The 13,352-nt window shown below is 73.9% G+C and carries 15 protein-coding genes; 8 read left to right on the forward strand and 7 right to left on the reverse strand.

Annotated elements, in window-relative coordinates; genetic code table 11:
• Positions 1–140 precede the first annotated feature (140 nt).
• Together thpR and ddaH are read left to right on the forward strand one after the other, a co-directional pair.
• Positions 141–707: an RNA 2',3'-cyclic phosphodiesterase gene (gene thpR, locus ACZ4TG_RS28900; protein WP_468167880.1), complete on the forward strand. Its 567-nt coding sequence runs from the start codon at positions 141–143 to the stop codon at positions 705–707.
• Positions 708–1,039: 332 nt separating this feature from the next.
• Positions 1,040–1,888, forward strand: coding sequence for a dimethylargininase (gene ddaH, locus ACZ4TG_RS28905; RefSeq protein ID WP_468167882.1), 849 nt, complete (start codon positions 1,040–1,042; stop codon positions 1,886–1,888).
• Between the two features lie 207 nt (positions 1,889–2,095).
• Here the strand turns inward: ddaH and ACZ4TG_RS28910 are convergent, their stop codons facing one another.
• Positions 2,096–3,085: an aldo/keto reductase gene (locus ACZ4TG_RS28910; protein WP_468167884.1), complete on the reverse strand. Its 990-nt coding sequence runs from the start codon at positions 3,083–3,085 to the stop codon at positions 2,096–2,098.
• Between the two features lie 59 nt (positions 3,086–3,144).
• Positions 3,145–3,828 (reverse strand): GDSL-type esterase/lipase family protein, encoded by a 684-nt coding sequence (locus ACZ4TG_RS28915; protein WP_468167886.1) that lies wholly within the window; start codon positions 3,826–3,828, stop codon positions 3,145–3,147.
• Between the two features lie 76 nt (positions 3,829–3,904).
• Between ACZ4TG_RS28915 and ACZ4TG_RS28920 the strand changes: the two genes are divergently transcribed.
• Complete coding sequence (locus tag ACZ4TG_RS28920; RefSeq protein WP_468167888.1) at positions 3,905–4,906, forward strand: SdiA-regulated/phytase-like domain-containing protein; 1,002 nt, start codon at positions 3,905–3,907, stop codon at positions 4,904–4,906.
• A 71-nt stretch (positions 4,907–4,977) separates the two neighbouring features.
• On the opposite strand, the gene ACZ4TG_RS28925 is transcribed toward ACZ4TG_RS28920, so the two are convergent.
• From ACZ4TG_RS28925 to ACZ4TG_RS28935, 3 genes are all read right to left on the reverse strand, one after another.
• On the reverse strand, positions 4,978–6,495 hold the full coding sequence (locus ACZ4TG_RS28925) for an SPFH domain-containing protein (RefSeq protein ID WP_468167890.1): 1,518 nt from the start codon (positions 6,493–6,495) through the stop codon (positions 4,978–4,980).
• A gap of 121 nt (positions 6,496–6,616) precedes the next feature.
• Positions 6,617–6,835, reverse strand: a complete 219-nt coding sequence (locus tag ACZ4TG_RS28930) for a hypothetical protein (protein ID WP_468167892.1) — start codon at positions 6,833–6,835, stop codon at positions 6,617–6,619.
• Between the two features lie 145 nt (positions 6,836–6,980).
• Complete coding sequence (locus tag ACZ4TG_RS28935) at positions 6,981–7,889, reverse strand: DUF3027 domain-containing protein (protein WP_468167894.1); 909 nt, start codon at positions 7,887–7,889, stop codon at positions 6,981–6,983.
• A gap of 324 nt (positions 7,890–8,213) precedes the next feature.
• On the opposite strand from ACZ4TG_RS28935, the gene ACZ4TG_RS28940 reads away from it, so the two are divergent.
• The 4 genes from ACZ4TG_RS28940 (at position 8,214) to ACZ4TG_RS28955 (ending at position 11,750) form a co-directional block, all read left to right on the forward strand.
• Positions 8,214–9,593: an MFS transporter gene (locus tag ACZ4TG_RS28940; protein WP_468167896.1), complete on the forward strand. Its 1,380-nt coding sequence runs from the start codon at positions 8,214–8,216 to the stop codon at positions 9,591–9,593.
• A 70-nt stretch (positions 9,594–9,663) separates the two neighbouring features.
• Positions 9,664–10,155, forward strand: a complete 492-nt coding sequence (locus ACZ4TG_RS28945; RefSeq protein WP_468167898.1) for a DUF2771 domain-containing protein — start codon at positions 9,664–9,666, stop codon at positions 10,153–10,155.
• Positions 10,156–10,165: 10 nt separating this feature from the next.
• Positions 10,166–10,894: a futalosine hydrolase gene (locus ACZ4TG_RS28950; RefSeq protein WP_468167900.1), complete on the forward strand. Its 729-nt coding sequence runs from the start codon at positions 10,166–10,168 to the stop codon at positions 10,892–10,894.
• Positions 10,878–11,750, forward strand: a complete 873-nt coding sequence (locus ACZ4TG_RS28955) for a 1,4-dihydroxy-6-naphthoate synthase (RefSeq protein ID WP_468167902.1) — start codon at positions 10,878–10,880, stop codon at positions 11,748–11,750. The genes ACZ4TG_RS28950 and ACZ4TG_RS28955 overlap by 17 nt, the downstream gene beginning before the upstream one ends.
• Before the next feature lie 67 nt (positions 11,751–11,817).
• Here the strand turns inward: ACZ4TG_RS28955 and ACZ4TG_RS28960 are convergent, their stop codons facing one another.
• The gene (locus ACZ4TG_RS28960) at positions 11,818–12,201 is read right to left on the reverse strand and encodes a cold-shock protein (RefSeq protein WP_030012939.1); all 384 of its coding nucleotides are present in this window, start codon (positions 12,199–12,201) and stop codon (positions 11,818–11,820) included.
• A gap of 175 nt (positions 12,202–12,376) precedes the next feature.
• On the opposite strand from ACZ4TG_RS28960, the gene ACZ4TG_RS28965 reads away from it, so the two are divergent.
• On the forward strand, positions 12,377–12,634 hold the full coding sequence (locus ACZ4TG_RS28965) for a hypothetical protein (protein WP_468167904.1): 258 nt from the start codon (positions 12,377–12,379) through the stop codon (positions 12,632–12,634).
• 53 nt (positions 12,635–12,687) lie between these two features.
• On the opposite strand, the gene ACZ4TG_RS28970 is transcribed toward ACZ4TG_RS28965, so the two are convergent.
• Positions 12,688–13,341, reverse strand: a complete 654-nt coding sequence (locus ACZ4TG_RS28970) for an HAD family hydrolase (protein ID WP_468167906.1) — start codon at positions 13,339–13,341, stop codon at positions 12,688–12,690.
• Between the last annotated feature and the right edge of the window lie 11 nt (positions 13,342–13,352).

The following is a 13,352-nucleotide window of genomic DNA, read 5'->3' on the forward strand; positions in this document are numbered from 1 at the left end:
CCTGCGGGGCCGGCCGCCGCGCCCCGGGGGCGGGGGCGTTCCCCGGGGGCCGGCCGCCGTACCCCGGGGGGCGGATGCCGGGGAACCGGGGTCCGGGGACAGAGCCCGGGAACAGGGGCCGTACGCGCTACCGTCGGGGCATGAGGCTCTTCGCTGCCGTGATGCCGCCCCCGCACGCCGTCGCCGAGTTGCGCGACGCCGTCGCCGCCCTGCCGAAGGACGGGGGACTGCGCTGGACCGCGGAAGCGGGGTGGCACTTCACGCTCGCCTTCATGGGCGAGGTCCGCGAGGAACTCCTTCCCGACCTGCACGCCCGCCTCGCCCGCGCCGCCGCCCGCACGGAAGCCTTCCCCCTCCGGATCCACGGCGGCGGCCACTTCGGCGAGAGCGCCCTGTGGGCCGGCGCCGCCGGAGGGCTCGACGGGATGCGGATGCTCGCGGAACGCGCGGACGCCGCCGCCCGGCGGGCCGGAGTGCCGATGGAGCAGCACCGCCGGTACACCCCCCACCTCACCCTGGCCCGCGGCCGGCCTGGCTCCGGCGTCGCCCTGGGGCCCCTCCTCGACGCCCTCGCCGGCTTCGAGGGCACACCCTGGCAGGTCGACGCGCTCAGCCTGGTCCGCAGCAACCTCCCCGTGAGCGGCGTCCCGGGCGAGCAACCCCGCTACGAGCTGGTCGGCGCATGGCCCCTGGCGGCGGCACACTGACCCTCACGGCGGCCCCGTCGAGCCGGGCCCGGGGCGGACCCGCCGGACCCGGCCCGGGGCAGACCCGTCAGCCCCGGCCCGGGGCGGACCCGCCGGGCCCGGCTCGGGGCGGAGCCGTCAGGGCGCGGCTCACGGCCGACCTTGCGGGGCCTGGTCACGGCCGACCTGGCGGGGCCGGCCCGGGGCCGAGGCGGCAGGGCGGGGGTCGGGGCGACCTGTTAGGGGCCGGTTCAGGCAGCGGACGCGTCCCCGGCACGTTCCCGTGCGCCCGGCGGGAGAGCGTCGTGCCGGACGCCGTCGTCCGTCCGGCCCCTTCCCCCGCAGGAGTCCCCGTGCCGCTCAGCGAGACCGCCGCCCCCGCCCCCGCCAGCGCCCGCGTCGCCACCCGGCGGCGGCTGCTGATGTGCCGGCCCCGGCACTACGACGTCACGTACTCCATCAACCCCTGGATGCGCCCCGAGCAGCGCACCGACAATGCCCTCGCCGTCCGCCAGTGGGAGCGGCTGCGCGACCTCTACCGGGAGCTCGGCCACTTCGTGGAGGAGATCGACCCGCTCGACGGGCTCCCCGACATGGTGTTCGCCGCCAACGGCGCCACCGTCGTCGACGGCAAGGTGTACGGGGCCCGGTTCCGGCACGCGCAGCGCACGGCCGAGGGGCCCGCGTACCTGAAGTGGTTCGAGGGCCGCGGCTACCGAGAGCTGCTGTGGCCCGAGTACGTCAACGAGGGCGAGGGCGACTTCCTCACCGTCGGCCGCCGGATCCTGGCCGGCACCGGCTTCCGTACGGATCCCCGCGCGCACGCCGAGGCCCAGGAGTTCTTCGGCCTCCCGGTGACGGGCCTGACCCTCGTCGACCCGGAGTACTACCACCTGGACACGGCCCTCGCGGTGCTCTCCGACGACGAGGTCATGTACTACCCGGGCGCGTTCTCCGAGGGCAGCCGGGCCGTGCTGCGCACGATGTTCCCCGACGCCCTCCTCGCCACCGCGCAGGACGCGGCGGTCTTCGGGCTCAACGCCTTCTCCGACGGCCGCCACGTGCTGCTGCCGCAGGCGGCCACCGCCCTCGCCGACCGGCTCCGCGCGCGCGGCTTCGAGCCGGTCGGCGTCGACCTCTCGGAACTCCTCAAGGCGGGCGGCAGCGTGAAGTGCTGCACCCTGGAGCTCCGCGAGACCTGAGCCGAGATCTGAGCCGACGCCGGACCCCGGGCCGGGGCACCATGACGGACGTCTCGCGGCCCCCGGCCCGAGGGCCGGGGGCCGCCGCGTTAGGCTCGACGGGTGGACCCGAAGACCAGAAACCGTGTCATGGCCGGTGTGCTCGTGCTGATGTTCGTCGTCGTCGCCGTGGCGGCCGCCGTCGGCCAGTAGCCGCCCGGCCCGCCCCTACCAGGCAAAGGCCTCCGGCGAGGCGCCCGGACCCGGGAAGATCTCGTCGAGGCCCGCCAGGACCTCCTCGGAGAGCTCCAGCTCCACCGCCCGCAGCGCGGACGCGAGCTGCTCCGGCGTACGCGGACCGACGATCGGGCCGGTGACCCCGGGACGCGTCAGCAGCCAGGCCAGGGCGACCTCGCCGGGCTCCAGGCCGTGCTTGTCCAGCAGGTCCTCGTACGCCTGCACCTGCGACCGCACGGAGCTGTTGGACAGTGCCTCCGCCGAGCGGCCCGAGGCGGTGCGGCCCGACTCCGACGACTTGCGGATGGCTCCGCCCAGCAGGCCGCCGTGCAGCGGGGACCACGGGATGACCCCGAGCCCGTACGCCTCGGCGGCCGGGATGACCTCCATCTCGGCGCGCCGCTCGGCGAGGTTGTAGAGGCACTGCTCGCTGACCAGGCCGACGCCGCCACGCCGTGCGGCGGTCTCGTTGGCCTGGGCGATCTTGTACCCGGGGAAGTTGGAGGAGCCCGCGTAGAGGATCTTGCCCTGCTGGATCAGGACCTCGACGGCCTGCCAGATCTCCTCGAACGGGGTCTGCCGGTCCACGTGGTGGAACTGGTAGAGGTCGATGTAGTCCGTGTTGAGCCGCTTGAGGCTGGCGTCGACGGCCCGCCGGATGTTAAGCGCCGAGAGGCGGTCGTAGTTGGGCCACGACTCGCCGTCGGGGGCCATGGAGCCGTAGACCTTGGTGGCGAGGACCGTCTTCTCGCGACGGCGGCCGCCCTGGGCGAACCAGGTGCCGATGATCTCCTCGGTGCGGCCCTTGTTCTCACCCCAGCCGTAGACGTTGGCGGTGTCGAAGAAGTTGATCCCGGCGTCGAGGGCCGAGTCCATGATGGCGTGGCTTTCCGGCTCCCCGGTCTGGGGGCCGAAGTTCATGGTGCCGAGTACAAGTCGGCTGACCTTGAGGCCGGTGCGTCCGAGCTGCGTGTACTTCATGGGTCACTAGACAACTGCTTGGAGTGCGCTCGAAGCAAGGCCCCACGGTGAAGGGCGTGTTACAGGCCCTGGTAGGGGCCGCCGATGCCCCACGCCTGGTGGAGGACCGCGGCGAACTCCCCCGCCAGCCGGTGCTCGCCGGAGGCGTTGGGGTGCGTCCCGTCGTAGGTGTCGCGGTGGATGTCGTACGCCTCCGGGCGCGCGGCCAGCAGCACCGGCGAGGCGTCGGTCGACAGGTCGGCTACCGCCTTCGCGAGGAGCACGTTGAACTGCGCGACCTCGGCCGCGAAGGGCTCGTCCGACTCGGCCCGGACGTTGGGGATGACGGGGAGCAGCACCATCCGTATGCCGGGGCGGGCGGCGCGGGCCTCGGCGATGAAGCGGCGGGTGTTGGCGGCGGTCTGCTCGGCCTTGGTGTAGAAGCCGAGGTCGATGAGGCCGAGGGAGACGAGCAGTACGTCGGCCCGGCCCTCGCGGACGGCCGGGCCGATCAGCGGGGCCATGTGCTGCCAGCCCTCGCCCCAGCCGGCCAGATGGCGGCGGGCCGGCGCGGGGAAGCCGGGGTCGGCGTACGCGTGGCTGGTGGGCCCGTCGGTGCGGGTGTCGTACACCTCGCAGCGCGGGCCGACGATCGAGTACGGCCCGCCCATGGTGGCGCTGAGGTGCTGCCACATCCGGTAGCGCCAGGTGTAGTCGCCGGCGCGTCCGATGGTCATGGAGTCGCCGACGAACATGAAACGCATCCGGTCATCATCGCGGATCACGCGACAGGAGCCCCTGTGATGCCGGACACGCGGGACGGGCTGGCAGGCTTGGGGGATGCGCCTGCTGCCGACGTTGACCGCCTGCTCCGCCGCCGTTGCCCTCGCCGTGCTGCCGGGGGCCCCGGCCCTGGCCGCCGACACGCCCTCGGGGTTCACGATCTCCGACCCGCGGATCAAGGAGTCGAGCGGGCTGGCGGCGAGCCGGATCCACCCCGGCGTGTACTGGACGCACAACGACAGCGACGACGGGCCGTACGTGTACGCCGTCGACTCCGCGACGGGCAGGACGGTGGCGCGGGTGACGCTCACCGGGATCGGGAAGCCGCGCGACGTCGAGGCGATCTCGCTGGGGCCGGACGGGCAGCTGTACGTCGGTGACATCGGGGACAACAGGGACGGGACCTGGGACCACGTGTGGATCTACCGGTTCCCGGAGCCGAAAGAACTGGGCGATGTGACGCTCAAGGCCGAGCAGTTCACGGTGAAGTACGCCGACGGGCCCCGCAACGCGGAGGCGCTGATGGTGCATCCGGTGACGGGCCGGGTGTACATCGCGAGCAAGAGCGAGGACAAGGGCGGCCTGTACGAGGGGCCGGAGCGGCTGGCGCCGGGCGGTCCGAACGTGTTCCGCCGGGTCGCGGACCTGCCGTGGGTGACGGACGGGGCGTTCTCGCCGGACGGCGGGGCGCTGACGCTGCGCGGGTACTTCTTCGCGAAGACCTGGGCGTGGAAGGACGGGCGGCCCGACGGCCCCGGTGAGGCGGTGGCCGCGCCGTGGCAGGGGCAGGCGGAGTCGGTGACGTACACGGCGGACGGGTCGGCGCTGATGTTCGGGGCGGAGGGCGCGGGGAGCCGGGTCGTGGAGGTGCCGGTACGGCCGGGCGCCGCGTCCCCCTCCGGCGGTACACCGGCCCCGGCCCGGCCGGGATCGCCGTCGGCCGGTGCCTCGGAGGAGGACGAGGGCAGTTTCACGAAGGGCGCCCTCGTGCTGGCGGGCGCCACGGTCGTGGTGGTGGCGGCCCGGCGCCTCTTCCGCCGCCGGACGCCGAAGGCGTGACCGGCGGCGTAGGCGCGCAACGGCGGCGGGGGCCCGCCGGCCCCCCGCCGGACCCCCCGCCGCCTGCCGCGTCACTCCTCGCGGATCGGGACCTGCACCTGCTGGTGGGACGTCGACGCCGAGTGGCCGTTGGCCGGGGCGGTTGCGGCGGGGGGCTGCTGGGACATCGAGGCCAGGAGCTGGCGGGCCAGGCCGAGGCCCGTACCGCCCATCGTCAGGGCCTTCGCGAACATCTCCGACATCCCCTCGGCCCCGTTCAGCAGGACCATGTGCTCCACGTTCCCGAACGCCCCGGCCCCGGCCTGCACGATCGCCGGCCAGGTCTCGGCCAGCTGCTGCGCGACCACCGCCTCCTGGTTCTCCGCCAGCGCGGCGGCCCGCGCCTTGATCGCCTCGGCCTCGGCGAGGCCCTTGGCCTTCGAGGCCTCCGCCGCCGCGAGACCGTTCGCCCGGGCCGACTCCGCCGCCGCCAGGCCCCTGGCCTGGGTCGCCGCGGCCTCCGCCTCGCCCGACGCCCGGGTGGCCGTCGCGGCCGCGAGCCCGCGCGCCTCCACGGCCTGGGCCTCGGCCTTGGCGGCCGTCGTCACGCGCGTCGCCTCTGCGGCCGCCGCCAGCTCCGTCTCCTTCGCCTTGGCCTGCGCCGCCGAGATCCGCGCGTCGCGTTCCGCCTCGGCCCGGGTCCGGGTCTCGTAGGCCGCCGCGTCCGCGGGCTTGCGTACGTCCGCCTGCAGCTGCTGCTCGCGCCGGTTCGCCTCCAGCTCCGCGACCCGGGTCTCCTGGACGACGACCTCCTGGCGGGCCGCCGCCTCCGAGAGGGGGCCGGCCTGCCGGGCGGTCGCGGCCGCCTTGTCCCGTTCGGCCTGGTAGCCGGCCTGGAGGATCTCGCTGTCGCGGGTCGCCTCCGACATCCGGGCGAAGGCGGCCTGCTCGGCCTCGGTGGCCCGCAGGTTCGCGTCGGCCTGCGCGATGCGCGCGTCGCGCTGTACGGCGGCCGCGTGCGGCATCGCCAGGTTCTTGATGTAGCCCGTCGGGTCCTCGATCTCGTGGATCTGCAGCGAGTCCACGATCAGCCCGAGCTTCTCCATCTCCGTACCGCAGGCCGCCCGGGTCTGCCCGGTCAGCTTCTCCCGGTCCCGGATCATGTCCTCGACCGTCAGCCCGCCGACGATGGACCGCAGATGGCCGGCGAAGACGATGTGCACCCGCTCGGGCATCATCTTCTGCTGGTCCAGGAAGCGGCGCGCCGCGTTGGCGATGGACACGAAGTCGTCGCCGATCTTGAAGATCACCACGCCCTTGACGCGCAGCGGGATGCCCTGGTGCGTCACGCAGTCCACGTTCAGCTGGGTCTCGTTGAGGTCCAGCGACAGTTTCCGTACCGCCTGGACGCCGGGCAGTACGAGCGTTCCGCGCCCGGTGACGATCCGGAACCCCATGCCCTCGCCGAGTCCCTCGGTCTTGTGCGCGGAGCCGGATATGACAAGTGCCTCGTTCGGTTCGGCCACTCGCCACATGAGCTTGAACAGGCCGATCAGAACCACTGTGGCGGCGAGAACGAGTCCCGCCACGACGCCGATGAACATCGGCAACGCCCCCTTATCGCGGTGCCGTTCGACACCGACGAGGGCGAGTGTGCTCCTGTGCGGGTTCCGGGTGAAGACGCCTGCGCGTTCTTGTCGCCATCTTGATACGCACAGGTCGTACGGGGGGTCAGTTGTCGTACAGCGCCATCACGTACACCGTGCGCGGGGGCAGGTGCTCGACCACCGTCACCACCGTTCCGACGGCCAGCCGGCCCGTGCCGGGGGCCGGGTGGGCCAGGAAGTGCTCGGCCCCGCCCCGGATCCGCACGATGACCTCGCCCACCAGTCCCGGCCCGACCGCTCCGGTCACCCGGCCGGTCATCCCCACCATGTCCGTGTCCCCCATGGGCCGAGGGTAGCCCCCGTGCCGGGCGGACGTACGGGCTCGTGGACGTCGGGCTCGCGGACGCACGGCGCGACGTACGCCCGTCCGCGCCCGGGCTCACCCGGCCGGCCGAACGGCCCACGCCCGCGGGCCGGCCCCAGGAGCCTCAGGAGTGGCCGAGGTCCGCCGGGGAGAGGTCCGTCGTGGGGACCGAGCCGGTGTCCGGGGACGGGCGCAGGACGAACTCGTCGGTGGCCATCGAGTCGAGCACCGGCGGCGCGGGCCGCAGCGGCTTCGGCATGACCGCGGCCTCGGAGTGGCCTCCGCAGCCGTAGGACAGGGAGACCAGCCGGCCGTCGGCCGGGCTGAACTCGTTCGCGCAGACGCCGAACGCCTGGCCCAGCGAGCCGCCGATCTTGACGAGGAACCCGCAGGAGACACAGCTGGCGGGAGCCGCCTGCGCCATCGGGGTCTTCGCGCCGAAGGCCTCGTCCCAGCGGTCGGCCGCGCTGTGCAGTCCGTACCGCGACAGCACGCGGGCCCGGCGCATGCCGAGTTCCTCGGCGACGGAGGCGATGGAGCCGCGCTCGGGCACCACGACCCGGTCGGTGACGTCCGCGTCCTCCGCCTCGACCAGTTCGGCCATCTCGGTGGACACCACCGAGTTCGGCGGCGGGGCGTCCTCGCCCGACCAGCCCGGCTCCAGCCGCAGGTCCTCGGCGTCGGTGGGCAGCAGGTCGCCCGGGCCCATGTCCCCGGGGCGCAGCCGCTCGCTCCACGGCACCCACTCGGGTGCCAGCAGGGCGTCGTCGCCCGGAAGCAGCACCGTCTCGTCGAGGGTGACGTTCTTCGCGCGGGAGGCGCGCGTCACGGTGACGGCCCAGCGCCAGCCTCGGTAACCGGGGTCCTTGCACTCGAAGAAGTGCGTGACGACCCGGTCGCCCTCGGCGATGACGGAGACATGCTCGCCCACCACTCCGGGGGCGGCGGCTTCCTCGGCCGCCGCGCGGGCGAGGTCTACCGCCTCGGCGCACAGGCGGTCGGGGGTACGGCTTCGCGTCGTCGCAGCACTCACAGGTCTCGTTCTCTCCTACGCCGTCTCACGAGTGCGCCGTCCGTACTGTCGTCCACAACGACCCGTCGGCTGTCCCTACGTAGCGCGGGCGGAGCGGACCAGAGGGCCGCGTCGACGTCCGCGCCCGATCGGGTCCAGGGCGCACCTACCTGCGATCCATTCTGCGGGATCACGAAGAGGCGCGCGGCCAGGAGCAACCGCCGGTGGCGCGCTACGCACGCTACCTCCTCCGAAGCCTTCGGCCCACATGCAAGGTCCGATTCGCGGACAACGCGGGACCGGCCAGGTGCCCGAAACGCGCCGGGAGGGGTCCGGGAGGGCCGAGTGGGGCACTATGGCCACGTGGCACCCGCACGGTCGTCCGACGACGGCTCGGGACCGGCCAAGCGGGCCGGCCGGGCCGTCGGGCGTGCCCTTCACCTCCCGTTCACCGGTGCGGCGCGCGGGATCCGGCGGGCCACGCACGCGCACGGGGCCGGCGAGTCGGGCCTCGGCAGGCTCATCGAACTGCACGCCATCAACGGCGCCGGCGATGTGATGATCACGGTGGCGCTGGCCTCGACGGTGTTCTTCTCCGTGCCCACGGACGAGGCACGCGGCCGGGTGGCCCTGTACCTGGCGATCACCATGGCCCCCTTCACCCTGCTGGCCCCCGTCATCGGCCCCCTGCTGGACCGGATGCCGCACGGCCGGCGGGCCGCGATGGCGGCGGCGATGCTGGCCCGGGCGCTGCTCGCGGTGATGATGTCGGGCGCGGTGGCCACCGGCGGCCTGGAGCTGTACCCGGCCGCGCTGGGCGTCCTGGTGGCGTCGAAGGCGTACGGCGTCGTACGCAGCGCCGTGGTCCCGCGGCTGCTGCCGCCGAAGTTCTCCCTCGTCAAGGCGAACTCCCGGGTCACGCTGGCCGGCCTGCTCGCCACGGGGGCGGCGGCCCCGGTGGCGGCCGCCCTGCACACGATCGGGCCGCCGTGGCCGCTGTACGGGGCCTGCGCGATCTTCATCTGGGGGACCTTCGCGGCGTTCTCGCTGCCGCACAAGGTGGACGAGGCGAAGGGCGAGCGGCGGGCGCGGCTGTCCACGCACGAGGCGCACTCGCGCAAGCCGGGCCTGCGGACGGTGAGCCGGCCGGTGCTGTGCGGGCTGCTGGCGAACGCGGCGATGCGCGGGCTGTCCGGGTTCCTGATCTTCTTCCTGGCGTTCCTGCTGCGCGAGCACCCGCTCGCCGGGCAGAGCGCGGCGGTGTCCCTGGGCATCGTGGGCGTCTCGGCGGGCGTGGGCAACGCGTGCGGGACGGCGGTGGGCGCGTGGCTGCGGGCCAGGGCGCCGGAGACCATCATCGCGGCGGTGCTGTCGCTCACGCTCGGGGTCGCGATCCTGGCGGCGGTGTTCTTCAGCGGGGTGTTCATGGCGGTGCTGGGGGCGACGGCGGGGTTCTGCCAGGCGCTGGCGAAGCTGTCGCTGGACGCGATGATCCAGCGGGACGTGCCGGAGGCGGTGCGGACGTCGGCGTTCGCGCGCTCCGAGACGCTGCTGCAGGTGGCGTGGGTGCTGGGGGGTGCGATCGGGATCGCGCTGCCGCTGAACGGGGTGCTGGGCATGGCCGTCGCGGCGGCCATCGTCGCCACGGGCACGCTGATGGCCTACCGCGGCCTCCTTGCCACCCCCCGCCCCCACCACCGTTCCTCGCGCCCCCGGGTGGCATAGCCCGGGCGAGCCACGCGGCGGAGGACCCCCGTGCGGCGGCGGAGCCGAGGGGCCCGATAGCCTTCGGCTCATGACCGCACCGCTTTTCTCGGGTAGGGCCCGCCGCAGCGTCGCGGCCCTCGGAGCCGTGTCCGCCGGCCTCCTCCTCCTGTCCGCCTGCGACAAGCCGACGCCGCTCGCGACGGTGACCGTCGGCACCTCGACGGTGTCCGCCGAGGCCGCGTGCCACGACGGCGACGGCAAGGAACTCTCCATGGACCGGGTCCAGGAGTGCCTCACCAACGTGAAGGACGCCAAGACCGTCGAGTACGGCCGGGGCGACACGCTGCGCCTGGGCGTCGAGCCCGAGGTCGTCGAGGACGGCAAGAAGTGGCAGGCCGTCCTGGACGGGCAGCCCATCACCGAGCCCTCGTCGAACACCTACCGCAGCTTCCAGGGCGCCGACGTCTTCGCGACCGGCGGCCAGGGCGAGGCCCCGGCCTCGAAGATGCTGGGCTTCGTCCAGGTGGCCGAGGACGGCAAGCCGCTCTCCGTCTGGGTCTTCAAGATCAAGCTCAAGTAGCACCCGTACCGTGCGCGCGCTCATCGTGACCGCCGTGGCCGCGGAGGCCGACTCCGTGGCCACCGGTCTCACCCCTCATCCGGACCCGGCCACACCGGACCCGCGCACCCTGCCCGGCGGGTACCTCATCTCCCGCCGGGACCTGCCCGGCCTCGCCGCCGACGTGCTCGTCGGCGGCGTCGGGCCGGCCGCCGCCGCGGCGGCCACGGCCACCGCGCTCGCGCTGGCCGACTACTCGCTCGTCATCTCCGCCGGCATCGGCGGCGGGTTCGCGCCCGCCGCCCCGCTCGGCTCCCTCGTGGTCGCCGACGCGCTGGTCGCCGCCGATCTGGGGGCCGACACCGCGGAGGGGTTCGTCTCCGTCGACGCGCTCGGCTTCGGCCGCGGCGTGCACCTGCCGCCCGCCGAGCTCGCCGCCCGGGTCGCGGAGGCGACCGGGGCGCTGCTCGCGCCCGTACTCACCGTCTCCACCGTCACCGGCACCGCCGCCCGGGCCGCCGAGCTCGCCGCCCGGCATCCGCTCGCCGGGGCCGAGGCCATGGAGGGCTTCGGGGTCGCGGAGGCCGCCGTGGCGCACGGGCTGCCGGTGCTGGAGATCCGCGCCGTCTCCAATGCCGTCGGGCCCCGTGACCGCGCCGCCTGGCGGATCGGGGACGCGCTGACGGCGCTGCGCGACGGCTTCCGCGCGCTGGGACCCGTACTCGTCCAATGGGGAGGACAGCATGAGCAGCACCGCTGAGCCGGCGAAGGTGGCGACGCCGGTCCGCATCGCCTATTCGCCGTGCCCGAACGACACCTTCGTCTTCGACGCCTGGGCGCACGGCCGGATCCCCGGCGCGCCCGTGCTGGACGTCACCTTCGCCGACATCGACCTCACCAACGGCATGGCCGAGCGCGGTGAGCTCGACGTGCTGAAGGTGTCGTACGCCGTCCTGCCCTGGGTGCTGGAGGAGTACGCGCTGCTGCCCTGCGGCGGGGCCCTCGGGCGCGGCTGCGGGCCGCTGGTGCTGACCCGTGAGCCCGGCGCGGACCTGGCGGGCAAGACCGTCGCCGTGCCGAGCGAACGGTCCACCGCCTACCTGCTGTTCCGGCTCTGGGCGGCGGACGTGCTGCCCGAGGGCGTCGGCAAGGTGGTCGTGATGCCGTTCCACGAGATCATGCCCGCGGTCCGCGACGGGCGGGTGGACGCCGGACTGGTCATCCACGAGGCCCGGTTCACCTATCAGGACTACGGCCTGCACCGGCTGGCCGACATGGGCGAGCACTGGGAATCGACCACCGGCCTGCCGATCCCGCTCGGCGCCATCATCGCCAAGCGCTCGCTGGGCGCTGACGCGCTGCACGCGCTGGCCGAGGCGGCCCGTACCTCGGTGCGGATGGCGTGGGACGACCCGGAGGCCTCGCGGCCGTACGTACGCGCGCACGCGCAGGAGCTGGATCCGCAGGTCGCCGACCAGCACATCGGGCTGTACGTCAACGAGTTCACCGCCGACCTCGGCGACGCCGGGTACGCGGCGGTCCGCGGGCTGCTGACCAGGGCCGCGGCGGAGGGTCTGGTTCCGGCCATCGGGCCGGACGCGCTCGCGTTTCCGTAGCCGCGAACGGCTGCGCCCCGCCGCTCTTTCGAGTGGCGGGGCGCAGCCGTTCGCGGACCGCGGGAGGTCAGACGTCGAGCTGGTCGGCGACCGCGCGCAGCAGGCCGGCGATCTTCGTGCCGTGCACCTTGTCGGGGTAGCGGCCGCGCTCCAGCATCGGGGTGATGTTCTCCAGCAGGGTCGTCAGGTCCTGCACGATCGAGGCGAGCTCGTCCGGCTTGCGGCGCTGAGCGGCCGCGACGGAGGGCGCCGGATCCAGCACCGTCACCGAAAGTGCCTGGTCACCGCGCTGGCCCGCGACGACTCCGAACTCGACCCGCTGGCCCGGCTTGAGGGCGTCCACCCCGGCAGGCAGCACCGACGAGTGGACGAAGACGTCGCCGCCGTCGTCGCGGGAGAGGAAGCCGAAGCCCTTCTCACTGTTGAACCACTTGACCTTGCCGGTAGGCACGTCCGTCCTCTGTCCTTGTACTCGTCGGGTCCGGAACGCCGCGTGAACGGCCCCGGATAGCAGCGCAGCGGGTCCCCTGACCCGCCACCTCCAGGCTAATGCTCCAGAATCCGGAGACAAGACGTTCCCCGGTCCTTCCGCTCTGCTGCTTCGGCCAGGGAACTACCCTGGTGAAGTGACTGTTACTCCTCATCCCGACGACGCGGCCCGGCCCGGCGACGGACTGGTCAAGGCCGGCGGCATCGTGTTCATCGTCGGCGCCGTCGCCACGCTCGCCACGATGGCCCCGCTCTTCCTCGGCACCGACCCGTTCCCCTCGTACGCGTGGGCCGTGTGCATGCTGATGGGCGTCGGCTTCGCGATCTCGGCGGCGGGCGTGCTCCGCTCGGCCGCGGCGCAGCGCAAGGCGGCCCGGGCGTCCCAGGCCGCCTGAGGAAGACCGTCCGTACGGGTCTCGGACCTGCGGGGCCCCCGGCCGTACGGCGCTCAGACCTCGCGCGTGCGGACGTACTCCGCGAGCCACGCCGGCAGCGCGGTGAGGTCCGGCAGCACCACGTCCGCGCCCGCCGCGCGCAGTTCCGGCTCCGGGCACGGCCCGGTCGGCACCGTCACGGACACCGCGCCGGCGGCGCGGGCCCCGCGTACGTCGCCGACGTGGTCGCCGACGTAGACCTGCGCCCCGTACTCGCGCAGGGCGCCCGCCTTGGCCTCCGCCCACAGCCAGCCGACGACCGCGTCCGGCTCGATGCCGAGGTGCTTCAGGTGCAGGACGGCGTTGGGCTCGTGCTTCGCGGTGACCACGATCGCCCGGCCGCCGAAGGCCTGGACGGCCTCGATCGCCTCGCGGGCGCCGGGCATCGCCGGGGTGGGCGCGATGGCGTGTGTGGGATAGATCTCCCGGTAGCGGTCGGCCATCGCCGGGATCTGCGCCTCGGGGAACCAGTACGCGAGCTCCTCGTCCAGCGGCGGCCCGAGCCGCGTCACCGCCTCGTCGGCATCGATGAAGGTCCCCGTTTCGGCCGAAAGGGCCTGGTAGGCGGCCTTGATACCGGGGCGCGAATCGATGAGGGTCATGTCGAGGTCGAAGCCGACCGTCAGGAGGGGGGCGGCGGGCGGGGCGGACGTCGTCTCGGAGCTCATACGGCCATTGT

It is taken from the genome of Streptomyces sp. NPDC028314 (assembly GCF_055565795.1).

Coding starts and splice junctions, on each gene's coding strand:
- ACZ4TG_RS28945 (WP_468167898.1), top strand. CDS start 9,664: ATGACCGCACCGCTTTTCTCGGGTAGGGCCCGCCGCAGCGTCGCGGCC.
- ACZ4TG_RS28920 (WP_468167888.1), top strand. CDS start 3,905: ATGCGCCTGCTGCCGACGTTGACCGCCTGCTCCGCCGCCGTTGCCCTC.
- thpR (WP_468167880.1), top strand. CDS start 141: ATGAGGCTCTTCGCTGCCGTGATGCCGCCCCCGCACGCCGTCGCCGAG.
- ACZ4TG_RS28910 (WP_468167884.1), bottom strand. CDS start 3,085: ATGAAGTACACGCAGCTCGGACGCACCGGCCTCAAGGTCAGCCGACTT.
- ACZ4TG_RS28915 (WP_468167886.1), bottom strand. CDS start 3,828: ATGCGTTTCATGTTCGTCGGCGACTCCATGACCATCGGACGCGCCGGC.
- ACZ4TG_RS28970 (WP_468167906.1), bottom strand. CDS start 13,341: ATGAGCTCCGAGACGACGTCCGCCCCGCCCGCCGCCCCCCTCCTGACG.
- ACZ4TG_RS28955 (WP_468167902.1), top strand. CDS start 10,878: ATGAGCAGCACCGCTGAGCCGGCGAAGGTGGCGACGCCGGTCCGCATC.
- ACZ4TG_RS28930 (WP_468167892.1), bottom strand. CDS start 6,835: ATGGGGGACACGGACATGGTGGGGATGACCGGCCGGGTGACCGGAGCG.